Source organism: Pseudomonas sp. St290, from assembly GCF_018325805.1.
Lineage (GTDB): Bacteria > Pseudomonadota > Gammaproteobacteria > Pseudomonadales > Pseudomonadaceae > Aquipseudomonas > Aquipseudomonas bijieensis.
The window spans coordinates 5817962-5835105 of the sequence record NZ_AP014703.1; the positions used below are offsets into that span (position 1 = coordinate 5817962).

General features: G+C 60.1%; 17 protein-coding genes. 5 read left to right on the plus strand and 12 right to left on the minus strand.

The genetic code is table 11. From position 1 onward, the window contains the following. Nucleotides 1-7 precede the first annotated feature (7 nt). Nucleotides 8-946 carry a bifunctional riboflavin kinase/FAD synthetase gene (ribF, locus tag PBDP_RS25485; protein WP_162893867.1) on the minus strand — a complete coding sequence of 313 codons (939 nt, stop codon included), beginning with the start codon at nt 944-946 and terminating at the stop codon, nt 8-10. 130 nt (nt 947-1076) lie between these two features. Then, nucleotides 1077-2615 carry a murein biosynthesis integral membrane protein MurJ gene (gene murJ / locus PBDP_RS25490; RefSeq protein ID WP_116833487.1) on the minus strand — a complete coding sequence of 513 codons (1539 nt, stop codon included), beginning with the start codon at nt 2613-2615 and terminating at the stop codon, nt 1077-1079. A gap of 254 nt (nt 2616-2869) precedes the next feature. On the opposite strand from murJ, the gene rpsT reads away from it, so the two are divergent. Beyond that, nucleotides 2870-3148 carry a 30S ribosomal protein S20 gene (rpsT, locus tag PBDP_RS25495; protein ID WP_003185593.1) on the plus strand — a complete coding sequence of 93 codons (279 nt, stop codon included), beginning with the start codon at nt 2870-2872 and terminating at the stop codon, nt 3146-3148. Nucleotides 3149-3374: 226 nt separating this feature from the next. Here rpsT and PBDP_RS25500 read toward each other — a convergent pair whose 3' ends face one another. The 6 genes from PBDP_RS25500 to rplU all read right to left on the minus strand — a co-directional run bounded on the left by PBDP_RS25500 (nt 3375) and on the right by rplU (nt 9422). After that, nucleotides 3375-5411 carry a toxin-antitoxin system YwqK family antitoxin gene (locus tag PBDP_RS25500; RefSeq protein ID WP_212801474.1) on the minus strand — a complete coding sequence of 679 codons (2037 nt, stop codon included), beginning with the start codon at nt 5409-5411 and terminating at the stop codon, nt 3375-3377. An 80-nt stretch (nt 5412-5491) separates the two neighbouring features. Continuing rightward, on the minus strand, nt 5492-5947 hold the full coding sequence (locus PBDP_RS25505) for a CreA family protein (RefSeq protein ID WP_003205733.1): 456 nt from the start codon (nt 5945-5947) through the stop codon (nt 5492-5494). A gap of 9 nt (nt 5948-5956) precedes the next feature. Then, nucleotides 5957-7075 (minus strand): glutamate 5-kinase, encoded by a 1119-nt coding sequence (gene proB, locus PBDP_RS25510; RefSeq protein ID WP_176689619.1) that lies wholly within the window; start codon nt 7073-7075, stop codon nt 5957-5959. Between the two features lie 325 nt (nt 7076-7400). Then, nucleotides 7401-8624, minus strand: coding sequence for an Obg family GTPase CgtA (gene cgtA / locus PBDP_RS25515; RefSeq protein ID WP_039593902.1), 1224 nt, complete (start codon nt 8622-8624; stop codon nt 7401-7403). A gap of 190 nt (nt 8625-8814) precedes the next feature. Then, complete coding sequence (rpmA, locus tag PBDP_RS25520) at nt 8815-9072, minus strand: 50S ribosomal protein L27 (protein ID WP_003205738.1); 258 nt, start codon at nt 9070-9072, stop codon at nt 8815-8817. A 35-nt stretch (nt 9073-9107) separates the two neighbouring features. Then, nucleotides 9108-9422 (minus strand): 50S ribosomal protein L21, encoded by a 315-nt coding sequence (gene rplU / locus PBDP_RS25525; protein WP_003176051.1) that lies wholly within the window; start codon nt 9420-9422, stop codon nt 9108-9110. A 239-nt stretch (nt 9423-9661) separates the two neighbouring features. Between rplU and PBDP_RS25530 the strand changes: the two genes are divergently transcribed. The 3 genes from PBDP_RS25530 (at nt 9662) to PBDP_RS25540 (ending at nt 11661) form a co-directional block, all read left to right on the plus strand. Next, the gene (locus tag PBDP_RS25530) at nt 9662-10630 is read left to right on the plus strand and encodes a polyprenyl synthetase family protein (RefSeq protein WP_109756389.1); all 969 of its coding nucleotides are present in this window, start codon (nt 9662-9664) and stop codon (nt 10628-10630) included. A gap of 225 nt (nt 10631-10855) precedes the next feature. After that, entirely contained in the window at nt 10856-11197 is a 342-nt protein-coding gene (locus PBDP_RS25535; protein ID WP_109756390.1) for a zinc ribbon domain-containing protein YjdM, read from the plus strand. Between the two features lie 206 nt (nt 11198-11403). Then, nucleotides 11404-11661 carry a PA4570 family protein gene (locus tag PBDP_RS25540; RefSeq protein WP_116833489.1) on the plus strand — a complete coding sequence of 86 codons (258 nt, stop codon included), beginning with the start codon at nt 11404-11406 and terminating at the stop codon, nt 11659-11661. Nucleotides 11662-11793: 132 nt separating this feature from the next. On the opposite strand, the gene bamJ is transcribed toward PBDP_RS25540, so the two are convergent. The 4 genes from bamJ to PBDP_RS25560 form a co-directional block, all read right to left on the minus strand. Beyond that, entirely contained in the window at nt 11794-12411 is a 618-nt protein-coding gene (bamJ, locus tag PBDP_RS25545) for a BamJ family beta-barrel-assembly machinery protein (RefSeq protein ID WP_042731943.1), read from the minus strand. 202 nt (nt 12412-12613) lie between these two features. Continuing rightward, nucleotides 12614-13102, minus strand: coding sequence for a TIGR00645 family protein (locus PBDP_RS25550; protein ID WP_003205748.1), 489 nt, complete (start codon nt 13100-13102; stop codon nt 12614-12616). 132 nt (nt 13103-13234) lie between these two features. Continuing rightward, nucleotides 13235-13576 carry a PA4575 family protein gene (locus PBDP_RS25555; protein WP_013694243.1) on the minus strand — a complete coding sequence of 114 codons (342 nt, stop codon included), beginning with the start codon at nt 13574-13576 and terminating at the stop codon, nt 13235-13237. Between the two features lie 351 nt (nt 13577-13927). Beyond that, nucleotides 13928-16366, minus strand: a complete 2439-nt coding sequence (locus tag PBDP_RS25560; protein WP_109756391.1) for a Lon protease family protein — start codon at nt 16364-16366, stop codon at nt 13928-13930. Nucleotides 16367-16651: 285 nt separating this feature from the next. On the opposite strand from PBDP_RS25560, the gene PBDP_RS25565 reads away from it, so the two are divergent. Beyond that, nucleotides 16652-17140, plus strand: coding sequence for a DUF3015 domain-containing protein (locus PBDP_RS25565; RefSeq protein WP_030140293.1), 489 nt, complete (start codon nt 16652-16654; stop codon nt 17138-17140). Nucleotides 17141-17144: the final 4 nt, after the last annotated feature.

Below are 17144 nucleotides of genomic sequence, written 5' to 3' on the forward strand. Positions count from 1 at the left end.
CTCTTCATTAGCGATTGGCGCTGGTTGCGACAAGGGCACGGGCGGCGGCGATATCTGCATGGATCGCCGTCTTGAGCGCCTCCAGAGAGGCAAAACGCTGCTCTTCACGCAGCTTTTGGTGGAAAACCACCGTCAAACGCCGGTCATACAGATCGCCGGCAAAATCCAGAACATGTACTTCGAGGTGGGCCTTGCCATCCCCTTGGACCGTGGGCCGTACGCCGATATTGGCGACACCGGGCCAGGTCTTGCCGTCGATCTCGACACTCACCAGGAACACCCCGGTCAGCGGCACACGACGACGCTTGAGCTGCACGTTGGCCGTCGGCGTGCCCAATTGGCGCGCCAGCTTCTGCCCGTGCAGGATCCGCCCGGCAATCCGGTACGGCCGGCCGAGCAAGCGCTCGGCCAATTCGAAGTCGGCAGCCGCCAGGGCATTGCGGACCTGGGTGCTGCTGACGCGCAAGCCGCCCATCTCGACGGTCTGCGCCGCTTCGACGGTGAAGCCATGGACGCTACCGGCCTGTTGCAGGTAATCGAAATCCCCTGACCGGTCGCAGCCGAAACGGAAATCATCGCCGACTTCCAGATGCTTCACGTCCAGACCGTCCACCAGGATGGTCTCGACGAACTCGGCGGCACTGAGCTTGCTCAGGCGCTGGTTGAAGGCCAGGCACAGCACCCGGTCGACACCTTCGGCCGCCAGCAATTGCAGCTTGTCCCGCAACCGGGCCAGCCGGGCCGGGGCGGTGTCCGGGGCGAAAAACTCCCTGGGCTGCGGTTCGAAGATCACCACGCAGCTCGGCACGCCCAATTCCAGCGCACGCTCGCGCAACCGCGCCAGGATAGCCTGGTGGCCACGGTGAACACCGTCAAAGTTGCCAATAGTGGCGACACAGCCCCGATGTTGGGGGCGCAGGTTGTGGAGGCCTCGAACCAGCTGCATAACGCGCTTCTTGCTCATAAAGTGGCCGATTATAACCACACCCGGCGGCCGACGACAGGCAACACCGCACCCCAAAGTGATCGAACCGACAAAACCGCCGTCCGCCCCTGAATTATCGAGGGCCGCCCCTTCAGCCCAAGGCCTTGCGATTGAAGTCGCGCAGACGGAAACCCATCAGCAGCAACATACCGAAATACGCCACCACACCAGCGACGACCAATACGCCCAGACGCAGGAAACGCGCGAGCATCTGCCCTTCGCCCCAGGCCGGCATGAAATGCATCGCGCCAAGCAAAACCGCCGACATCACCGTCACGGCCACCAGCAGCTTCAGGCCAAATTTGCCCCAGCCCGGTTGCGGCTGATACATCTTCTGCTTGCGCAGTTGATAAAACAGCAGCCCGGCGTTGAGACAGGCCCCGGCGCTGATCGCCAAGGCCAGGCCGGCGTGCGCCAGCGGACCGATCAGCAACAGGTTGAACAATTGGGTCATCACCAGGGTGAAAATGGCGATCTTCACCGGCGTGCGAATGTTCTGCTGGGCATAGAAGCCTGGCGCCAGCACCTTGATCACGATGATCCCGAGCAAGCCCACCGAGTAGGCGATCAGCGCACGCTGGGTCATCAAGGCGTCGAACGCATTGAATTGACCGTACTGGAACAGCGAAACCGTCAGTGGCTCAGCCAGGATGCCCAGCGCCAGGGCACACGGCAACACCAGCACGAAACACAGGCGCAGGCCCCAATCGAGGATGCGCGAGTATTCATGGCGATCCTGGCTGGCGTAGGTCTTGGCCAGGGTTGGCAGCAGGATCGTGCCCAGGGCCACACCCAGCACACCGGACGGCAATTCCATCAACCGATCGGCGTAATACATCCACGACACCGACCCGGCCACCAGAAACGAGGCAAAGATGGTGTTGATGATCAGGGAAATCTGGCTCACCGAAACCCCGAGGATCGCCGGCAGCATCTGCTTCATTACCCGCCACACGCCGCTGTCGCGCAGGTTCAGCCGTGGCAGCACCAGCATGCCGATCTTTTTCAGGTGCGGCAGTTGGTACAGCAATTGCGCCAGGCCACCCACCAGCACCGCCCAGCCCAGGGCCATCACCGGAGGATCGAAATACGGTGTCAGGAATACCGCGAACACGATCATGCTGACGTTGAGCAGGGTTGGCACAAAGGCCGGCACCGAGAAGCGGTTCCAAGTATTGAGGATCGCCCCAGCCAGGGACGACAGGGAAATCAGCAATATATAAGGAAAGGTCACCCGCAGCAGGTCCGAGGTGAGCTGGAACTTTTCCGGCGTATCGGTGAAACCCGGCGCCGTGGCCCAGATCACCCAGGGCGCGGCGAGCATGCCGGCGGCCGTGACCAGTGCCAGCACCAAGGTCAGTAGCCCCGTGACATAGGCAATGAACGTGCGGGTCGCTTCGTCGCCCTTCTGGCTTTTATATTCCGCCAGGATCGGCACAAAGGCCTGGGAAAACGCCCCCTCGGCGAAGATCCGCCGTAACAGGTTGGGCAACTTGAAGGCGATGAAGAAGGCGTCGGTGGCCATCCCGGCGCCGAATATCCGTGCGATGAGCGTATCGCGAACGAACCCCAGGATGCGGGAAAGCATTGTGATAGAGCTGACGGCAGCCAACGATTTGAGCAGATTCATGAAAAGAGTTTTTGCCTGTCGATAAACAGCAGGCGAACAACGCGCCCACTTGTGCGATACTCCGCGCCGCTAAACAGTGCAGAGCCAAAGCCCGCGAGTTTACAGGTCGCACGCCGGAAAGAAATCCTTCGGTGCGCCGCACCTGCCATTCAGCGGAACGCGTCACCCGCCCTTGACAAGACTTCAACTCATCGGCATGATTCGCGGCCTATTTTGTTTGCTATTTCCCAAAAAGTCTTTCGAGGAGCTCGACGGTGGCCAACACACCTTCCGCCAAAAAACGTGCAAAACAGGCTGAGAAGCGTCGCAGCCACAACGCCAGCCTGCGTTCCATGGTCCGTACCTACATCAAGAACGTAGTCAAGGCCATCGACGCAAAAGACGCTGAAAAAGCTCAAGCTGCTTACGTTCTGGCTGTGCCAGTTATCGACCGCATGGCCGATAAAGGCATCATCCACAAGAACAAGGCTGCTCGCCATAAGAGCCGTTTGAATGGCCACGTAAAGGCCCTGAACGTTGCCGCTGCTGCCTAAGCGACGCGCTCGTTAAAAAACCGACCTCAGGGTCGGTTTTTTATTGCCTGCGATCTACCTCCAACCAGAGCACCTTTCTCCTATGGGAGCGAGCTTGCTCGCGATGGCGGCGGGCCAGACGATGAAGATGGCGACTGCACTGCCCTCATCGCGAGCAGGCTCGCTCCCACACTGGATCTTCAGTGGGCATGAGCCCTGAGCTCACCCCACATCCTCCGCGGTAACTCTATTCCCCAAAATTGAAAACCACCGGCTTGGGCGGAGGGCAACCTCCCGGCGGCGGGAAATTCTGCACGCCTGCCTCATCGTAGCCGGTGTAACACCCCACTATCTTGTCATCCTTGAAGTTCATGCGGCGCTCAACCACACCCGTCGGGTAGTAGTAGACCGTCTCGCCTTCACGCTTGGCGTATGAGTAATCCTTGTACTCCTTCCCCTCGACCGTTATCAGGCGAAAGCCCTGCTTGGCCTCGGAGAATTTCAGCTGACCGCTGGGGTAGTACTCGTTGTGAGTCACGCGATCATCAGGCCCCAGCAACACCTCCCGAACCTTGCGCCCATCCTGGCTATGGCGGGCACTTTGCTCATTGCCGAACAGGTAATCACTCTCCGAGTCGAAATGACCATTATTGAAAGCCCCGCGTTGCTTGCCGCAAAGCTTGATACGAGTGTATTTACCATCAGGTACGTGACAATAGTTCCGGTCCGCGATCAACACCCCATTCGCATCGAATGACTGCACGTTACCAATGGGCTCATCCGCCTCGTAGGTTGCCACCGTATCGGGCTGACCATTGGGGTGATAGAGACGGAAAGCGCCCTCTCGCGAACCATGGCGCCACGAGATATCTGAAAGCAGCACCGCACCGTCATCGGTGTAGGTCAGCGCCCGCCCTTCGATCTGACCATTGGTGTAGTTGGCCGAATAGGTGAGTTTGCCATTGGCCGCGTAGGTTTCTTTCAAGCCATCCAGCACACCCGCGCGGTAATGCTCGACGAGCCGCAATACACCCGCGGCATCCACTTCGCGCAATTCGCCTTGCTTCTTGTCGGCGACAAAATCCACAGTCTGGATACCGCTGCCGTCCATTTTCAATGTCCAGCGACCCTCTCGCACACCTCGCACATAACGCCCCTCACCCCAGGGCATTATCCAGTCCCCGTGTTGTTGCCCCGCCACGAAATCGCCGCGCTGGACAACCACGCCCCGGCTTACGCGCTCGGATGGCCCGTCAAAATCACCATGTTTGTAAGTATCGAAGCCCGACATCTGCTCCCCATCGTCCCGCGCTTCTATCCTCCAGCGCCCCTCATAAAAATCGTCGACGATCATGCCCTTGGAAACCGTGCCTCCGTCACTGACGACCCACGGCCCCTGGCGCAATCCCTCCACATAGGCGCCGGTGGACGCGTAGCCCGACTCGTCGAATTCAGTCCACTGGCCCGACCTCTTACCCTGGACATACGAACCCAGCGCCCAGAGCCGCCCATCGCCCAAGGCCGCCCAGGCCCCATCCTCGGAGCCCTGATAGACCTTTGGATTGGACTCCCAAGCCATTCTGCTGACACGGTAGGCAGAGCCCACATCCTCATCCCGGGGAGGCACACGCCCATAAGTCAGCGTGAGCCATCGACCTTCGCGCTGCTGGAAGGTCTTTTTGTAGGTATCGCGATGAGGATCCTCTGCCGACTGCCCCGCAGACGCCGGGACACCATCAACGCCGAAGTAACCCACCAGCGTGCCACTCGCGGGCTCCAACGCGTCGAACTCGGCGATGCCGGTCTTGGGTAACACAGCGCTGTAGTCGTAGGGCGGCAACTTGCCCAGCTCTTTCTGGACCAGCGCAGCAGTGAGGACCTTGCGCTCAGCGGCAATACGATCCAATACCGGTTGCAGCGTCTCCAGCCGGCGATACCCACCAGTGGCCGGCACGAAGCGATAGCCGTGAAGTGCAGATTGCCCCTTGATGCGGGACAACACGATCAACGTCTGTAGATCACTGTCGAGACTGGCGTAGAACACCGACTCGATGCTCGCATCGCCATAAGTGTCGAGCACTTGCGGGACACCGTCCGGCGAATCGCACAGGCATGAATAGCCGACGACACCCTCCGTCTCGCGGATAAACGCCAGCGTCGCCCCACTCTCCTGGGAAGTTTTTATCACCGGATGCGCCAGCGGCTTTGCACCATAAAACGGCTCGGCCAGCGCCCCGGCGCAAACGGAACAACCCAATACAAACAGCAGCAAAAACGAACGCATACGAATCCCTTCGCGCCAAAAGCACAACAAATCCATGGAAATTAAAAAGCGAGCCGATCGGCTCGCCCGTCATTCGATACTTAACGCCACGGCAAGATCGGAATAGCCGTCACCGCGTTCTGCGGGCTGCCTTCGATCACGCGGTCGCTGTAGACCAGGTACACCAGCGTATTACGCTTCTTGTCGAGGAAGCGCACCACTTGCATGGTCTTGAACACCAGCGAGGTACGCTCGCGGAACACTTCTTCGCCATCCTTGAGTTCACCCTTGAAGCTTATAGGGCCAACCTGACGACAGGCAATAGAGGCCTCGGCACGATCCTCGGCCAGGCCCAGGCCACCCTTCACGCCACCGGTCTTGGCCCGCGACAGATAACAGGTCACGCCATCCACCTTGGGATCATCGAACGCCTCGACCACGATCCGGTCGTTCGGCCCGACAAACTTGAACACCGTCGATACCTGGCCGATCTCCTCGGCCGAAGCCAGCAGCGGCACTGCCAGCAACAAGCCAATCAATCCTTTTGCCAAACCCATGATTTTTCCTTAGACGAGGATCAGGTTGTCACGGTGAACCAATTCCGGCTCAGCCATGTAGCCCAACAGACCGACAATCGCATCAGACGACTGGCCGATGATTTTCTGCGCCTCCAGGGCGCTGTAGTTGGCCAGGCCACGAGCGATCTCACGACCGTCCGGCGCGACGCACACCACCATTTCGCCACGACGGAAACTGCCCTGGACCAGCTTCACCCCCACCGGCAGCAGGCTTTTGTTGCCTTGGGACAAAGCCGCGACCGCGCCTTCGTCCAATACCAAGGTGCCACGAGTTTGCAGGTGCCCGGCCAACCATTGCTTACGTGCCGCCAGCATGCCGCGCTCAGGGGAAAGCAAGGTGCCGATGCGCTCGCCCGCCTTCAGGCGATCCAACACCCGCTCCAACCGACCGCCGACAATGATGGTGTGCGCCCCGGAACGCGCGGCCAGACGCGCCGCACGCAACTTGGTCTGCATACCGCCACGGCCCAGCGCACCACCGGTACCGCCCGCCACCGCATCCAGTGCCGGATCATCGGCACGGGCTTCGTAGATCAACTTGGCATCCGGATTGTTGCGCGGGTCGGCGTCGAACATGCCGTCGCGATCAGTGAGAATCACCAGCAGGTCCGCTTCCACCAGGTTCGCCACCAGCGCGGCCAGTGTGTCGTTATCGCCGAAACGGATTTCGTCGGTGACGACCGTGTCGTTCTCGTTGATCACCGGGATGACCTTGAGCTCCACCAGCGCGCGCAAGGTACTGCGGGCATTGAGGTAGCGCTTGCGGTCGGACAGGTCGTCGTGGGTCAGCAGGATCTGCGCCGTATGGCGACCGTGCTCGGCAAAGCTCGATTCCCAAGCCTGCACCAATCCCATCTGGCCGATGGCGGCAGCGGCCTGCAATTCGTGCATCGCGCTGGGTCGCGACGTCCAGCCCAAACGGCTCATACCGGCTGCCACAGCCCCCGAAGAGACCAATACCAGCTCGACGCCAGCCTCATGCAAGGCCACCATCTGCTCGACCCACACCGCCATTGCCTGGCGATCCAGGCCCTTGCCATCCGCCGTCAGCAGTGCGCTGCCAATCTTCACGACCCAGCGCCGCGCACCCGTCACCTTGCTCCGCATCATCTTCAACCTTTGCCAGCGAACGGCGCGACCCAGCGCCGCCCATGGGATTATTCGTATTTGCGTTTTACAGATACCAAAACGCCGCTCGAATGAGCGGCGCCTTGGGAACCGGCTTGCCGGCGATGATAACACCGCGCAGGACCAGTTAAACCTGTCCCCAAGAATCCTTGAGGGAGTGAGCCTGTGGGAGCAAAGCTTGCTCGCGATGGCCTCGTCACATCCAACACCTTTGCTGGCTGCAAACCGCTATCGCGAGCAAGCTTTGCTCCCACAGATTCGCCCACACAGGTCTTGGCTTCAGTTGAGTGACATCAGCACACGGTCAGTCACGAACGTAGATGATTTCCGGACCGTCTTCGTCATCCACATCCTCTTCGTCCCAATCGTCATCACCGATGTCATGGACCGACTTCACGCCACTGCGACGCAGGGCACGCTGGTCGTCCAGCGCCTGCAACTGGGCACGAGCCTCGTCTTCGATGCGCTGATCGAGCTCGGCCAGCTCTTCCTTGTAGGCCGGATCGTTGGCCAGGCGGTCGGCGCGATCTTCCAGGTAACGCATGATGTCGTGGCACAGGCGCTCGGTGTTTTCCTTGGCGATGGCCGAGATCACATAGACCGGACCTTCCCATTCCAAGCGGTCGACGATTTCCTTGACCCGCTCCTCGTGTTCTTCTTCGAGGATCTGGTCGCACTTGTTCAGCACCAGCCAACGGTCACGCTCGGCCAGGGCAGGGCTGAACTTGGTCAGTTCGTTGACGATGACTTCGGCGGCATCGGCGGCACTGGTTTCATCCAATGGCGCCATGTCCACGAGGTGCAGCAGCAGACGGGTACGGGACAAGTGCTTGAGGAAGCGAATGCCCAGGCCCGCGCCCTCGGAAGCGCCTTCGATCAACCCCGGAATATCGGCGATCACGAAGCTCTTCCAACGATCGACACTGACCACGCCCAGGTTCGGCACCAGGGTGGTGAACGGATAATCAGCGACTTTCGGCTTGGCCGCCGACACCGAGCGAATGAAGGTACTTTTACCGGCGTTCGGCAGGCCCAGCAGGCCCACGTCGGCCAGCACTTTCATTTCCAGCTTGAGGTCACGCTGCTCGCCCGGCTTGCCTGGCGTGGTCTGGCGTGGTGCACGGTTGGTACTGGATTTGAAACGGGTGTTGCCCAGGCCGTGCCAGCCGCCATGGGCGACCAACAGACGCTGGCCAGCCTTGGTCAGGTCGCCAATCACTTCCTGGGTGGCGGAATCGATCACCGTAGTGCCGACCGGCACGCGCAGGATCAGGTCTTCACCCTTCTTGCCGGTGCAGTCGGTGCTGCCACCGTTGGAGCCACGCTCGGCATCGAAGTGCCGGGTGTAACGGTAGTCCACCAGGGTATTGAGGTTTTCGTCGGCGAGCATATAGATCGAGCCGCCGTCGCCACCATCACCGCCGTTCGGGCCACCGTTTTCAATGAATTTTTCCCGACGGAAACTCATGCAACCATTGCCGCCGTCGCCGGCCTTCACTCGAATCGATACTTCATCAACAAACTTCATGACACACGCCTCTCGCCATACGGACGAGCCAAAAAAACAAGACATAAGACTCTTGCAAAAATGAGCGCAGCGACCTGATGACACGCCCCAACCGCAGCGCCGACAGCCCATACAAACAGTTTTGCAAGAGACTCACCCCACAAACGAAAAAGCCCCGTCGCAAGACAGGGCTTTTCCAGCGGTCTCGCAATTAAGCTGCGATAACGCTTACGTAACGACGACCGAAGGCGCCTTTTACTTCGAACTTGATCACACCTTCGACTTTAGCGAAGAGGGTGTGATCCTTGCCCATGCCAACGCCGTAGCCAGCGTGGAATTGGGTGCCGCGCTGACGCACGATGATGTTGCCTGCTTTGATAGCCTGGCCGCCATACATCTTCACGCCAAGGCGTTTGGCTTCTGAGTCGCGACCGTTACGGGTACTACCACCAGCTTTTTTGTGTGCCATGAGTTCAATTCTCCTAGTGAGGAATTAGGCTGAAATTAAGCCTGAATACCGGTGATTTTGATCTCGGTGTACCACTGGCGGTGGCCCATACGCTTCATGTGGTGCTTACGGCGACGGAACTTGATGATGCGGACTTTATCGTGACGACCTTGGGAGATCACTTCAGCCACAACGGTAGCGCCAGCAACGACTGGAGCGCCGATATTCACGTCATCGCCATTGGCGACCAACAGAACGCGATCAAAAGTCACGGATTCGCCGGTAGCGATTTCCAGTTTTTCGATCTTCAGGTATTCACCTGGGGCGACCTTGTATTGCTTGCCACCAGTAACAATTACTGCGTACGACATGGTATTTCTCCGATAATCCTGCTCACCCAGCGCTTTATAAGAAGAGGTATTGGCTGGCATGGCTGCATGGGCTGGAAGGCCCGGATGCAATTGCGTAAGGCAGGTGCTGCCCAGGAAGTTCAGGGTGCGCGATTGTACGCAAGCCAAGACAGCCTTGCAAGTAGCCGTCCATCGCGCCTTGACACCTGCGGACGTGGGTCCTAGCATGCCGCGCAACCCTTCTGGAGCACCTGTCGCTGATGCAACCCCAAGCTTTCTACCGCGCGGTGGCGGACGATTTTAGCGCCGTCGACGGCATCATCAAGAAGCAGCTGACTTCCCGAGTGCCTCTGGTATCGAAAATCGGCGACTACATCACCTCAGCCGGTGGCAAGCGCCTGCGTCCTTTGTTGGTGCTGCTGTGTGGCAAGGCCCTGGGTCGCGAAGGCGATGACATGCGCCTGTTGGCCGCCACCATCGAATTCCTGCACACCGCGACCCTGCTGCACGACGATGTGGTCGACATGTCCGGCATGCGCCGTGGCCGTTCGACCGCCAACGCCATGTGGGGCAATGCCCCGAGCGTGCTGGTGGGCGACTTCCTGTATTCGCGCTCGTTCGAAATGATGGTCGAACTGGGCTCGATGCCGGTGATGAAGATCCTGTCCCAGGCCACGCGCATCATCGCCGAAGGCGAGGTGCTGCAACTGTCCAAGGTGCGTGACGCCAGCACCACGGAAGAAACCTACATGGAAGTCATCCGCGGCAAGACCGCCATGCTCTTCGAAGCCTCGACCCACAGCGCCGCGGCCCTGGCCGGCGCCAGCGCCGAGCAGAGCGAGGCGCTGCGCACCTTTGGCGATCACCTGGGCGTGGCTTTCCAATTGGTGGACGACCTGCTGGACTACAAAGGCGACGCCGAAACCCTGGGCAAGAACGTCGGTGACGATCTGGCCGAAGGCAAGCCGACCCTGCCACTGATCTACACCATGCGTGAAGGCACGCCAGAACAGGCGGCCCTGGTCCGCCAGGCAATCCAGAAAGGCGGGATCGAAGACCTGGAGAGCATCCGTGCCGCGGTCGAAGCGTCTGGCTCGCTGGACTACACCGCGAAATTGGCCCGGGACTACGTCGCCCGCGCGATCAAATGCCTCGACGCCCTGCCGGCCAGCGAATACCGCGATGCCCTGGTGGAACTGAGCGAGTTCGCGGTCGCCCGTACCCACTGATACACAAGGGATTTTTTTGTGGGAGCAAGGCTTGTGTGGGAGCAAGGCTTGCCCGCGAAACCGGCGACTCGGTTTCTGAAGGACCGCATCGTCGCCATCGCGGGCAAGCCTTGCTCCCACAAATTCCCTCGCCACAGGATCTCCGAACGCAGCACCGTCCCTCTTTCGCCACAATTCCCTATATAATGTGCGCCCTTTTGTCCTCCTGATACCCAAGGAACCTTAGTGAGCACGTTGCCTCCCTGCCCGAAATGCAATTCCGAATACACCTACGAAGACGGTACCCAACTGGTCTGCCCGGAGTGTGCCCACGAATGGTCCGCCAGCGGCGAAGCTGAAGCGGTATCCGACGACACCGTGAAGAAAGATTCGGTCGGCAATGTCCTGCAGGACGGCGACACCATCACCGTGATCAAGGACCTCAAGGTCAAGGGCACTTCGCTGGTAGTCAAGGTCGGCACCAAGGTCAAGAACATCCGCCTGTGCGATGGCGACCACGACATCGACTGCAAGATCGACGGCATCGGCCCGATGAAACTCAAATCCGAGTTCGTCAGAAAAGTCTGATCTTGCTGTATTCCATCCCGCACCCCGTGTGCGGGATGGTGCCCCACCCTCCCCGCTCCAGCCCCATTTCTCGGGCGCCGGCCAGGTGCCAGCCGTCTTGAGCGGCCACAACCCATCATCAGAAAAACAATCGGAACACCAATAGAGGCTTGCTATTTAGCGAATAAGAATTATTCTCATCGAACCCCATCAAGGAGATGAGAACCATGACTTATTTGATCGATGCCTGGCTGGACCGCCCACATCCCTACCTCAGGATCCTGCATCGGGAAACCGGGGAAGTCTGTGCAGTGCTTGAAGAAGAAGCCTTGAACGAGCTGCAGGACCAAGGAGACCTGGACCTCAACAGCCTCAATTCCAGCGAACCGTTGGTGCTCAAGGAGCTGGTGCGCAATCTGTTTCTGTTCTGCTATGCCCGGGCGTTGCGCCCGACTGGCGATTTCAATGCCAGGTTCCACGGATGAACGCAGAAGTCATGTGGGAGCGGGCTTGCTCGCGAAAGCGGTGTGTCAGTTAACGATAATGTCGACTGACAGTCCGCATTCGCGAGCGAGCCCGCTCCCACCTATTTGCCCGACGCTAAACCAGGCAGGGTCTTACAGAACGTCCAACAGCTCGACGTCAAACACCAGTACGCTGTGCGGCGGAATGCTGCCAACGCCTTGAGCGCCGTAAGCCAGTTCGCTCGGCACGTACAGGCGCCATTTGCTGCCGGCGTTCATCAGTTGCAGTGCTTCGGTCCAGCCTGGGATCACGCCGCCTACCGGGAATTCGGCTGGCTGGCCACGATCGTAGGAGCTGTCGAACACGGTGCCGTCGATCAGGGTGCCGTGGTAATGGGTACGCACCTGGTCTTCACGGGTCGGCTTGGCGCCTTCACCCTGAGTCAGCACTTCGAATTGCAGGCCGGAAGCCAGGGTGGTGATGCCTTCACGCTTGGCGTTTTCGGCCAGGAATGCACGGCCTTCGCCAGCAGCGGCTTCAGCCTTGGCAGCGGCTTCGGCCTGCATGATTTCACGAATGACCTTGAAGCTGGCGGACATCTCTTCCTGGCCCACGCGGCTTGGCTTGCCGGCGAACGCGTCGGTCAGGCCGGCCAGGATCGCGTCCAGGCTCACGCCCGGTGGCGGGTTGTCGCGCAGTTGGTCGCCCAACTGGCGGCCAATGCCGTAGCTGACGCGGGTTTCGTCGGTGGACAGGTTAACTTCGGACATGATGCTGCTCCGCTGTGCGGACGGCTCCAGAGTTGCCGTGTGTACCACAGCGCCTCCAGGAGCGCCCGGAACCAAAAGGGCGAGCAGACTAGCACAGATGCCGGGGCGGGTGACGAGCCCCGCATCAAGGGCCGCCGCCAGAAACGACAACGCCCACCTGCTTCTCAGCAGGCGGGCGTCGCGCCTGGGCGATAAAACGACCTCAGTGCTTGGTCAGTTTATCCAGGTAACCCATGGCAAATGCCGAGACCACGAAGGTCATGTGGATGATCACGTACCACATCAAGTGTTCGGGATCGACGTTCTTGGCATCCATGAAAATGCGCAACAGGTGGATGGAGGAAATGGCCACGATCGAGGCAGCAACCTTCATCTTCAGCGATGAAGAGTCCATGGTGCCGAGCCAGTTGAGTTTTTCCTTGTCGTCACCGATGTCCAGTTGCGAGACGAAGTTCTCGTAGCCGGAAATCATCACCATCACCAGCAGGCCGCCCACCAGCGCCATGTCGATCAGCGACAGCAGCACCAGGATCAGGTCGGACTCGGCCATGGAGAACACGTTGGGGATGACGTGAAAGACTTCCTGGAAGAATTTCAGCGCCAGGGCCAGCAAGCCCAGGGACAGCCCGAAATAGATTGGCGCCAGCAGCCAACGGGAGGCATACATTGCGTTTTCGATAAAGCGTTCCATTGAGTCTCACACCAGGGCTGAAAAATCGCGGCGAGTATATCAGCCACGACTGGCCCCACAAATGCCGGGGCCCTCCGTGGTCCCTGCCCTTGTGTCAAAACTTTACTGCCAGTGTCCGCGCGGTGTTGGCCTTCAGTGCAGCGGGCGAAACTCGAAGCCACCCACGTTGCGACAACGGCCTCCATTGATTTCACGCAGTTGGGCTTGCATGTGCAGGGACCAGATCTGCGGGTCGTCGGCCAGCTCATAGCCGTGCAATGTCAGGCTCTGCACAATGGTATCGAGGATGGATTCGGCGGCAGTCGGGCCGGGGAATGGCCCCTGGGCCTTGATGGCGGAAGGTTGTTCACCGGCCATTCCGGCGGCGAAGAGCAAGGTCCACATCCCGGTATCTCCCGCCAGGGGACGGATGGCGCATTCGATACGGGTGACAAGGCCCAGGCATTGACGAGTGAGGCAAAGGTTGCGCGACATGGCGGCGCCCCTCGGTAGATCCGGTATTCAGTCTCGGGAAGAGGCTGTTTCGATCCGATGATGACTCTCGTTATCCTTGAGCAGAGGATAGAAGAAAAGTTCCGACTACAAGGGGTTTCGAGACCAGAATGCGCCGAGCGGTCACAGTGTGAATATTGACGCCAAAGTGGTGGCACCTTTCAGTAATAATCCACAAAACATTGATTGTGAGAGCAAGCCTGAGGGAGCAAAGCTTGCTCGCGATGGGGTTGTCATATGCAACATTTCTGTTGACTGGACAAACGTTATCGCGAGCAAGCTTTGCTCCCACAGGCTGTTCTCCCACAGGGGCTTGCGGCGGTCAGGAAAACATCAAGCCGGCTTGGCCTCCGCCAAGGCTTGCTGCGCCAGTTCCTTTTCCGCTTCCTTGATGTCGTCTTCGCTGATCATCTCCGCGATCACCCGCAGCCGTTCCACCACCCGGGCGTTGACGCTGCCCTCCGGGAACTCGCCGTTTTCATCCGGCTCGCCGGCAGGCTCACCCACCAGCAGGCTCAGGGCTTCATCGGCCTGACGCACTGCATAAACATGGAATTGACCGGCGCGCACGGCAGCCAGGACTTTCTCGTCGAGCATCAGGGTGGCGACGTTGGCCTGGGGAATGATCGCCCCCTGCTCACCGGTCAGCCCACGGGCTTCGCAGAGGCGGAAGAAGCCTTCGATCTTCTCGTTGACCCCGCCCACCGCCTGCACTTCACCGAACTGGTTGATCGAGCCGGTGATGGCGAAGCACTGCTTCAACGGCGTTTTCGACAGAGCCGAGATCAGCGTGCAAGCCTCGCCCAGGGACGCACTGTCGCCGTCCACGTAACCGTAGGATTGCTCAAGGGCGATGCTGGCCGAGATCGCCAACGGGAACTCCTGGGCATAACGGCTACCCAGGTAGCCGGTGAGGATCATCACGCCCTTGGAGTGGATCGGCTGGCCGAGGTTGACCTCCCGTTCGATATCGACGATGCCGCTGCCGCCCGGGTACACCGTGGCGGAAATTCGCGCCGGCACACCAAACGCCGAGTCGCCGACCTCAAGCACCGTCAGCCCGTTGCACTTGCCCACCGCCGCGCCGTCGGTGTCGATCAGGATGATCCCGGCCAGCATATCGTCGAGGATCCGTGCCGAGACGCGCCCGGTACGGGTAGCCTTGGCCTTGAGGGCCCGCTCGATGTGGCCGGCGTCGGTCATCTCGTCACCGGCCAGTTGGCGAATGAAATCCGCCTCGCTGACCAGTTGGAACAGATCGCCGATACGCGCCGACAAGCGCCCCTGGTGTTCGGCCAGCCGCGCGCTGTAGGTCGCCAGGCGCGCCACCGCGTCGGCGGTCAGCGGCGCCATGCCCTCTTCCGAAGTGCGGGTCTTGAGCAACTGGGCGAACTGCTCCAGGCTCTCGTCGCCCATCGGGATGTCTTCGTCGAAATCCACCAGCACGCGAAACATTTCCTGGAAGTCCGGATCCAGGTCCTGCAAGGCGTAATACAGCTGACGGGCGCCGATGATCACGACCTTGACCTGCAACGGGATGTGTTGCGGTGTAAGGGTGACCGTCGCCAGCCGTCCCAGCTCGCCCAGCGGCGATTCCATCTTCAGCTTGCGCGATTGCAGGGCGCGCTTGAGCGCATCCCATACGAACGGCTCGCCGAGCATTTTTTCCGCTTCGAGAATCAGGAAACCGCCATTGGCCCGGTGCAAGGCACCCGGACGCAGCTGCCGATAGGTGGTGTAGAGCGCGCCCTGGTCGGTGCTGTATTCAATCCGGCCGAACAGGTTGTCGTAGGTCGGGTGCGGCTCGAACACCACCGGCGCGCCACCGCTGGACGGATGCCCCACCACCAGGCTCGGGGCGTATTGCTCCTCCAGCAGCTTGCGGGCGATGGCGTCGGTCTTGCTGTCGTCCACCAATTGCTCGACCACGGTCTTGAGCAGATAGACCTGCATGGCCTGCAAATAACCGCAGACCGCAGCGTTCTCGGCGTACTTCTCCGACAACGGTGCCAGCAACGGTTGCAGGGCCAGAGTGATGGTTTCTTCGTTGAGCTGGCGCAGTTGATTACTGGACTCGCGCTTCCACTGCGGCAGGCTGGCGAGCTCTTCGTTCAAGCGCTCTTCCAGGCCCGAGATGTCCTCATGGAAACGCTCGCGCTCGGCTTCCGGCAACTGGGCGAATTCCGCCTCGTCCAGGGCCTTGCCTTCACTCATCGGCGTGAAAGCGATGTTGCTGCTGTCACGATACAGCGCGACATCCTTCTCCAGCGCCAGGCGCTCGATCACATCCAGGGCACGGTCGTAGCGCTGGTTGAAGGCGCGGTCGATGGCGCTTTTTTTCTGCTGGTAGGACGGGTGTTCGAACACCGCCGGGAAAGTCGCCAGCAGGTTGTCGATCAGGCCGTTGATGTCGGCGATGAAAGCCCCGGCCGTGCCCGATGGCAGTTCCAGGGCACGGGGTTCGCGGGGCTCATCGAAGTTGTTGACGTAGACCCAGTCCGCCGGGGTCTGCAGGCGCTTGCCTTCGGCCTTGAGATAGCGTTTGACGAACGAGAACCGGCCAGTGCCGGGCTCGCCCATGACGAATACGTTGTAACCGGGGCGCGGCATGGCCACGCCGAACTGCAAGGCTTCGACCGCACGTTCCTGGCCAAGCACACCGCGGAAGGGCTCCAGATCATTGGTGGTAGAGAAGCTGAACTGTTCAGCGGAAAACGGACGGGTCAGCGCTTCGGGCGCTAGACGCAAGCTGGCAGCAACAGGATCAGGCATCGGGCTTCCTTACATCAGGCGGGGCAGATAGCGGCATTCTGGCGCCGCCTGTACCTGACTGGCAAGGAGCGTCTCTGCCCAAAGCATAGTCAACGGGAAAACCTCGGGCGGGCCCGGAGAGAAGCGATCCCCCGTAATGTTTTTGCAAAATGTCACGGAACCCTGGGATCGTGCCTAAACTCCAAATTGCGCGGCTGGAACAATAACCGGCCCACTGGCGCCTAGCCCAACAGGAACGAGGTGCCAGACCCTGTCCATCGGTATGCACATAAAGAGAACATAGCTATGAAACGGATTCTTCTCGGTACTCTCTTCACCGCTGTATCCATCAACGCCATGGCTCAGGCGCCGGGCGGCCCGGATTGCGGCTGGGGCAACATGCTGTTCGAAGGTCAGCGTGGCACCCCGGCTCACTTCCTGGCATCCACCACCAACGGCACTTCCGGTAACGCTACCTTCGGCATGACATCCGGCACCAACGGTTGCTCGACCAACGCGGCACTGACCTACGGTGGCAAGTCCTGGCTGGCCATGAATGGCATGATGAACGAGCTGTCCGAGGACATGGCCAAGGGTCAGGGCGAAGCGCTGACCACCTACGCCGTGGTACTGGGCGTAGCCCCGGAAGACCGCGCGCACTTCTCCGCCGTCACCCACGAGCACTTCCAGCAGATCTTCAGCAAGGCTGACGTGACCGCCGAAGATGTGCATACCAATACCCTGGCCGTGTTGAAAAACGATCCTCGCCTGGCCAAGTACGCCACTCAAGCTTAAGCTC

Excerpts from the sequence above, each read along its gene's own strand:
- ribF (WP_162893867.1), bottom strand. The coding sequence starts at position 946 with ATGCAGCTGGTTCGAGGCCTCCACAACCTGCGCCCCCAACATCGGGGC.
- murJ (WP_116833487.1), bottom strand. The coding sequence starts at position 2,615 with ATGAATCTGCTCAAATCGTTGGCTGCCGTCAGCTCTATCACAATGCTT.
- PBDP_RS25500 (WP_212801474.1), bottom strand. The coding sequence starts at position 5,411 with ATGCGTTCGTTTTTGCTGCTGTTTGTATTGGGTTGTTCCGTTTGCGCC.
- PBDP_RS25505 (WP_003205733.1), bottom strand. The coding sequence starts at position 5,947 with ATGGGTTTGGCAAAAGGATTGATTGGCTTGTTGCTGGCAGTGCCGCTG.
- proB (WP_176689619.1), bottom strand. The coding sequence starts at position 7,075 with ATGCGGAGCAAGGTGACGGGTGCGCGGCGCTGGGTCGTGAAGATTGGC.
- cgtA (WP_039593902.1), bottom strand. The coding sequence starts at position 8,624 with ATGAAGTTTGTTGATGAAGTATCGATTCGAGTGAAGGCCGGCGACGGC.
- rpmA (WP_003205738.1), bottom strand. The coding sequence starts at position 9,072 with ATGGCACACAAAAAAGCTGGTGGTAGTACCCGTAACGGTCGCGACTCA.
- rplU (WP_003176051.1), bottom strand. The coding sequence starts at position 9,422 with ATGTCGTACGCAGTAATTGTTACTGGTGGCAAGCAATACAAGGTCGCC.
- PBDP_RS25530 (WP_109756389.1), top strand. The coding sequence starts at position 9,662 with ATGCAACCCCAAGCTTTCTACCGCGCGGTGGCGGACGATTTTAGCGCC.
- PBDP_RS25540 (WP_116833489.1), top strand. The coding sequence starts at position 11,404 with ATGACTTATTTGATCGATGCCTGGCTGGACCGCCCACATCCCTACCTC.
- bamJ (WP_042731943.1), bottom strand. The coding sequence starts at position 12,411 with ATGTCCGAAGTTAACCTGTCCACCGACGAAACCCGCGTCAGCTACGGC.
- PBDP_RS25550 (WP_003205748.1), bottom strand. The coding sequence starts at position 13,102 with ATGGAACGCTTTATCGAAAACGCAATGTATGCCTCCCGTTGGCTGCTG.
- PBDP_RS25555 (WP_013694243.1), bottom strand. The coding sequence starts at position 13,576 with ATGTCGCGCAACCTTTGCCTCACTCGTCAATGCCTGGGCCTTGTCACC.
- PBDP_RS25560 (WP_109756391.1), bottom strand. The coding sequence starts at position 16,366 with ATGCCTGATCCTGTTGCTGCCAGCTTGCGTCTAGCGCCCGAAGCGCTG.
- PBDP_RS25565 (WP_030140293.1), top strand. The coding sequence starts at position 16,652 with ATGAAACGGATTCTTCTCGGTACTCTCTTCACCGCTGTATCCATCAAC.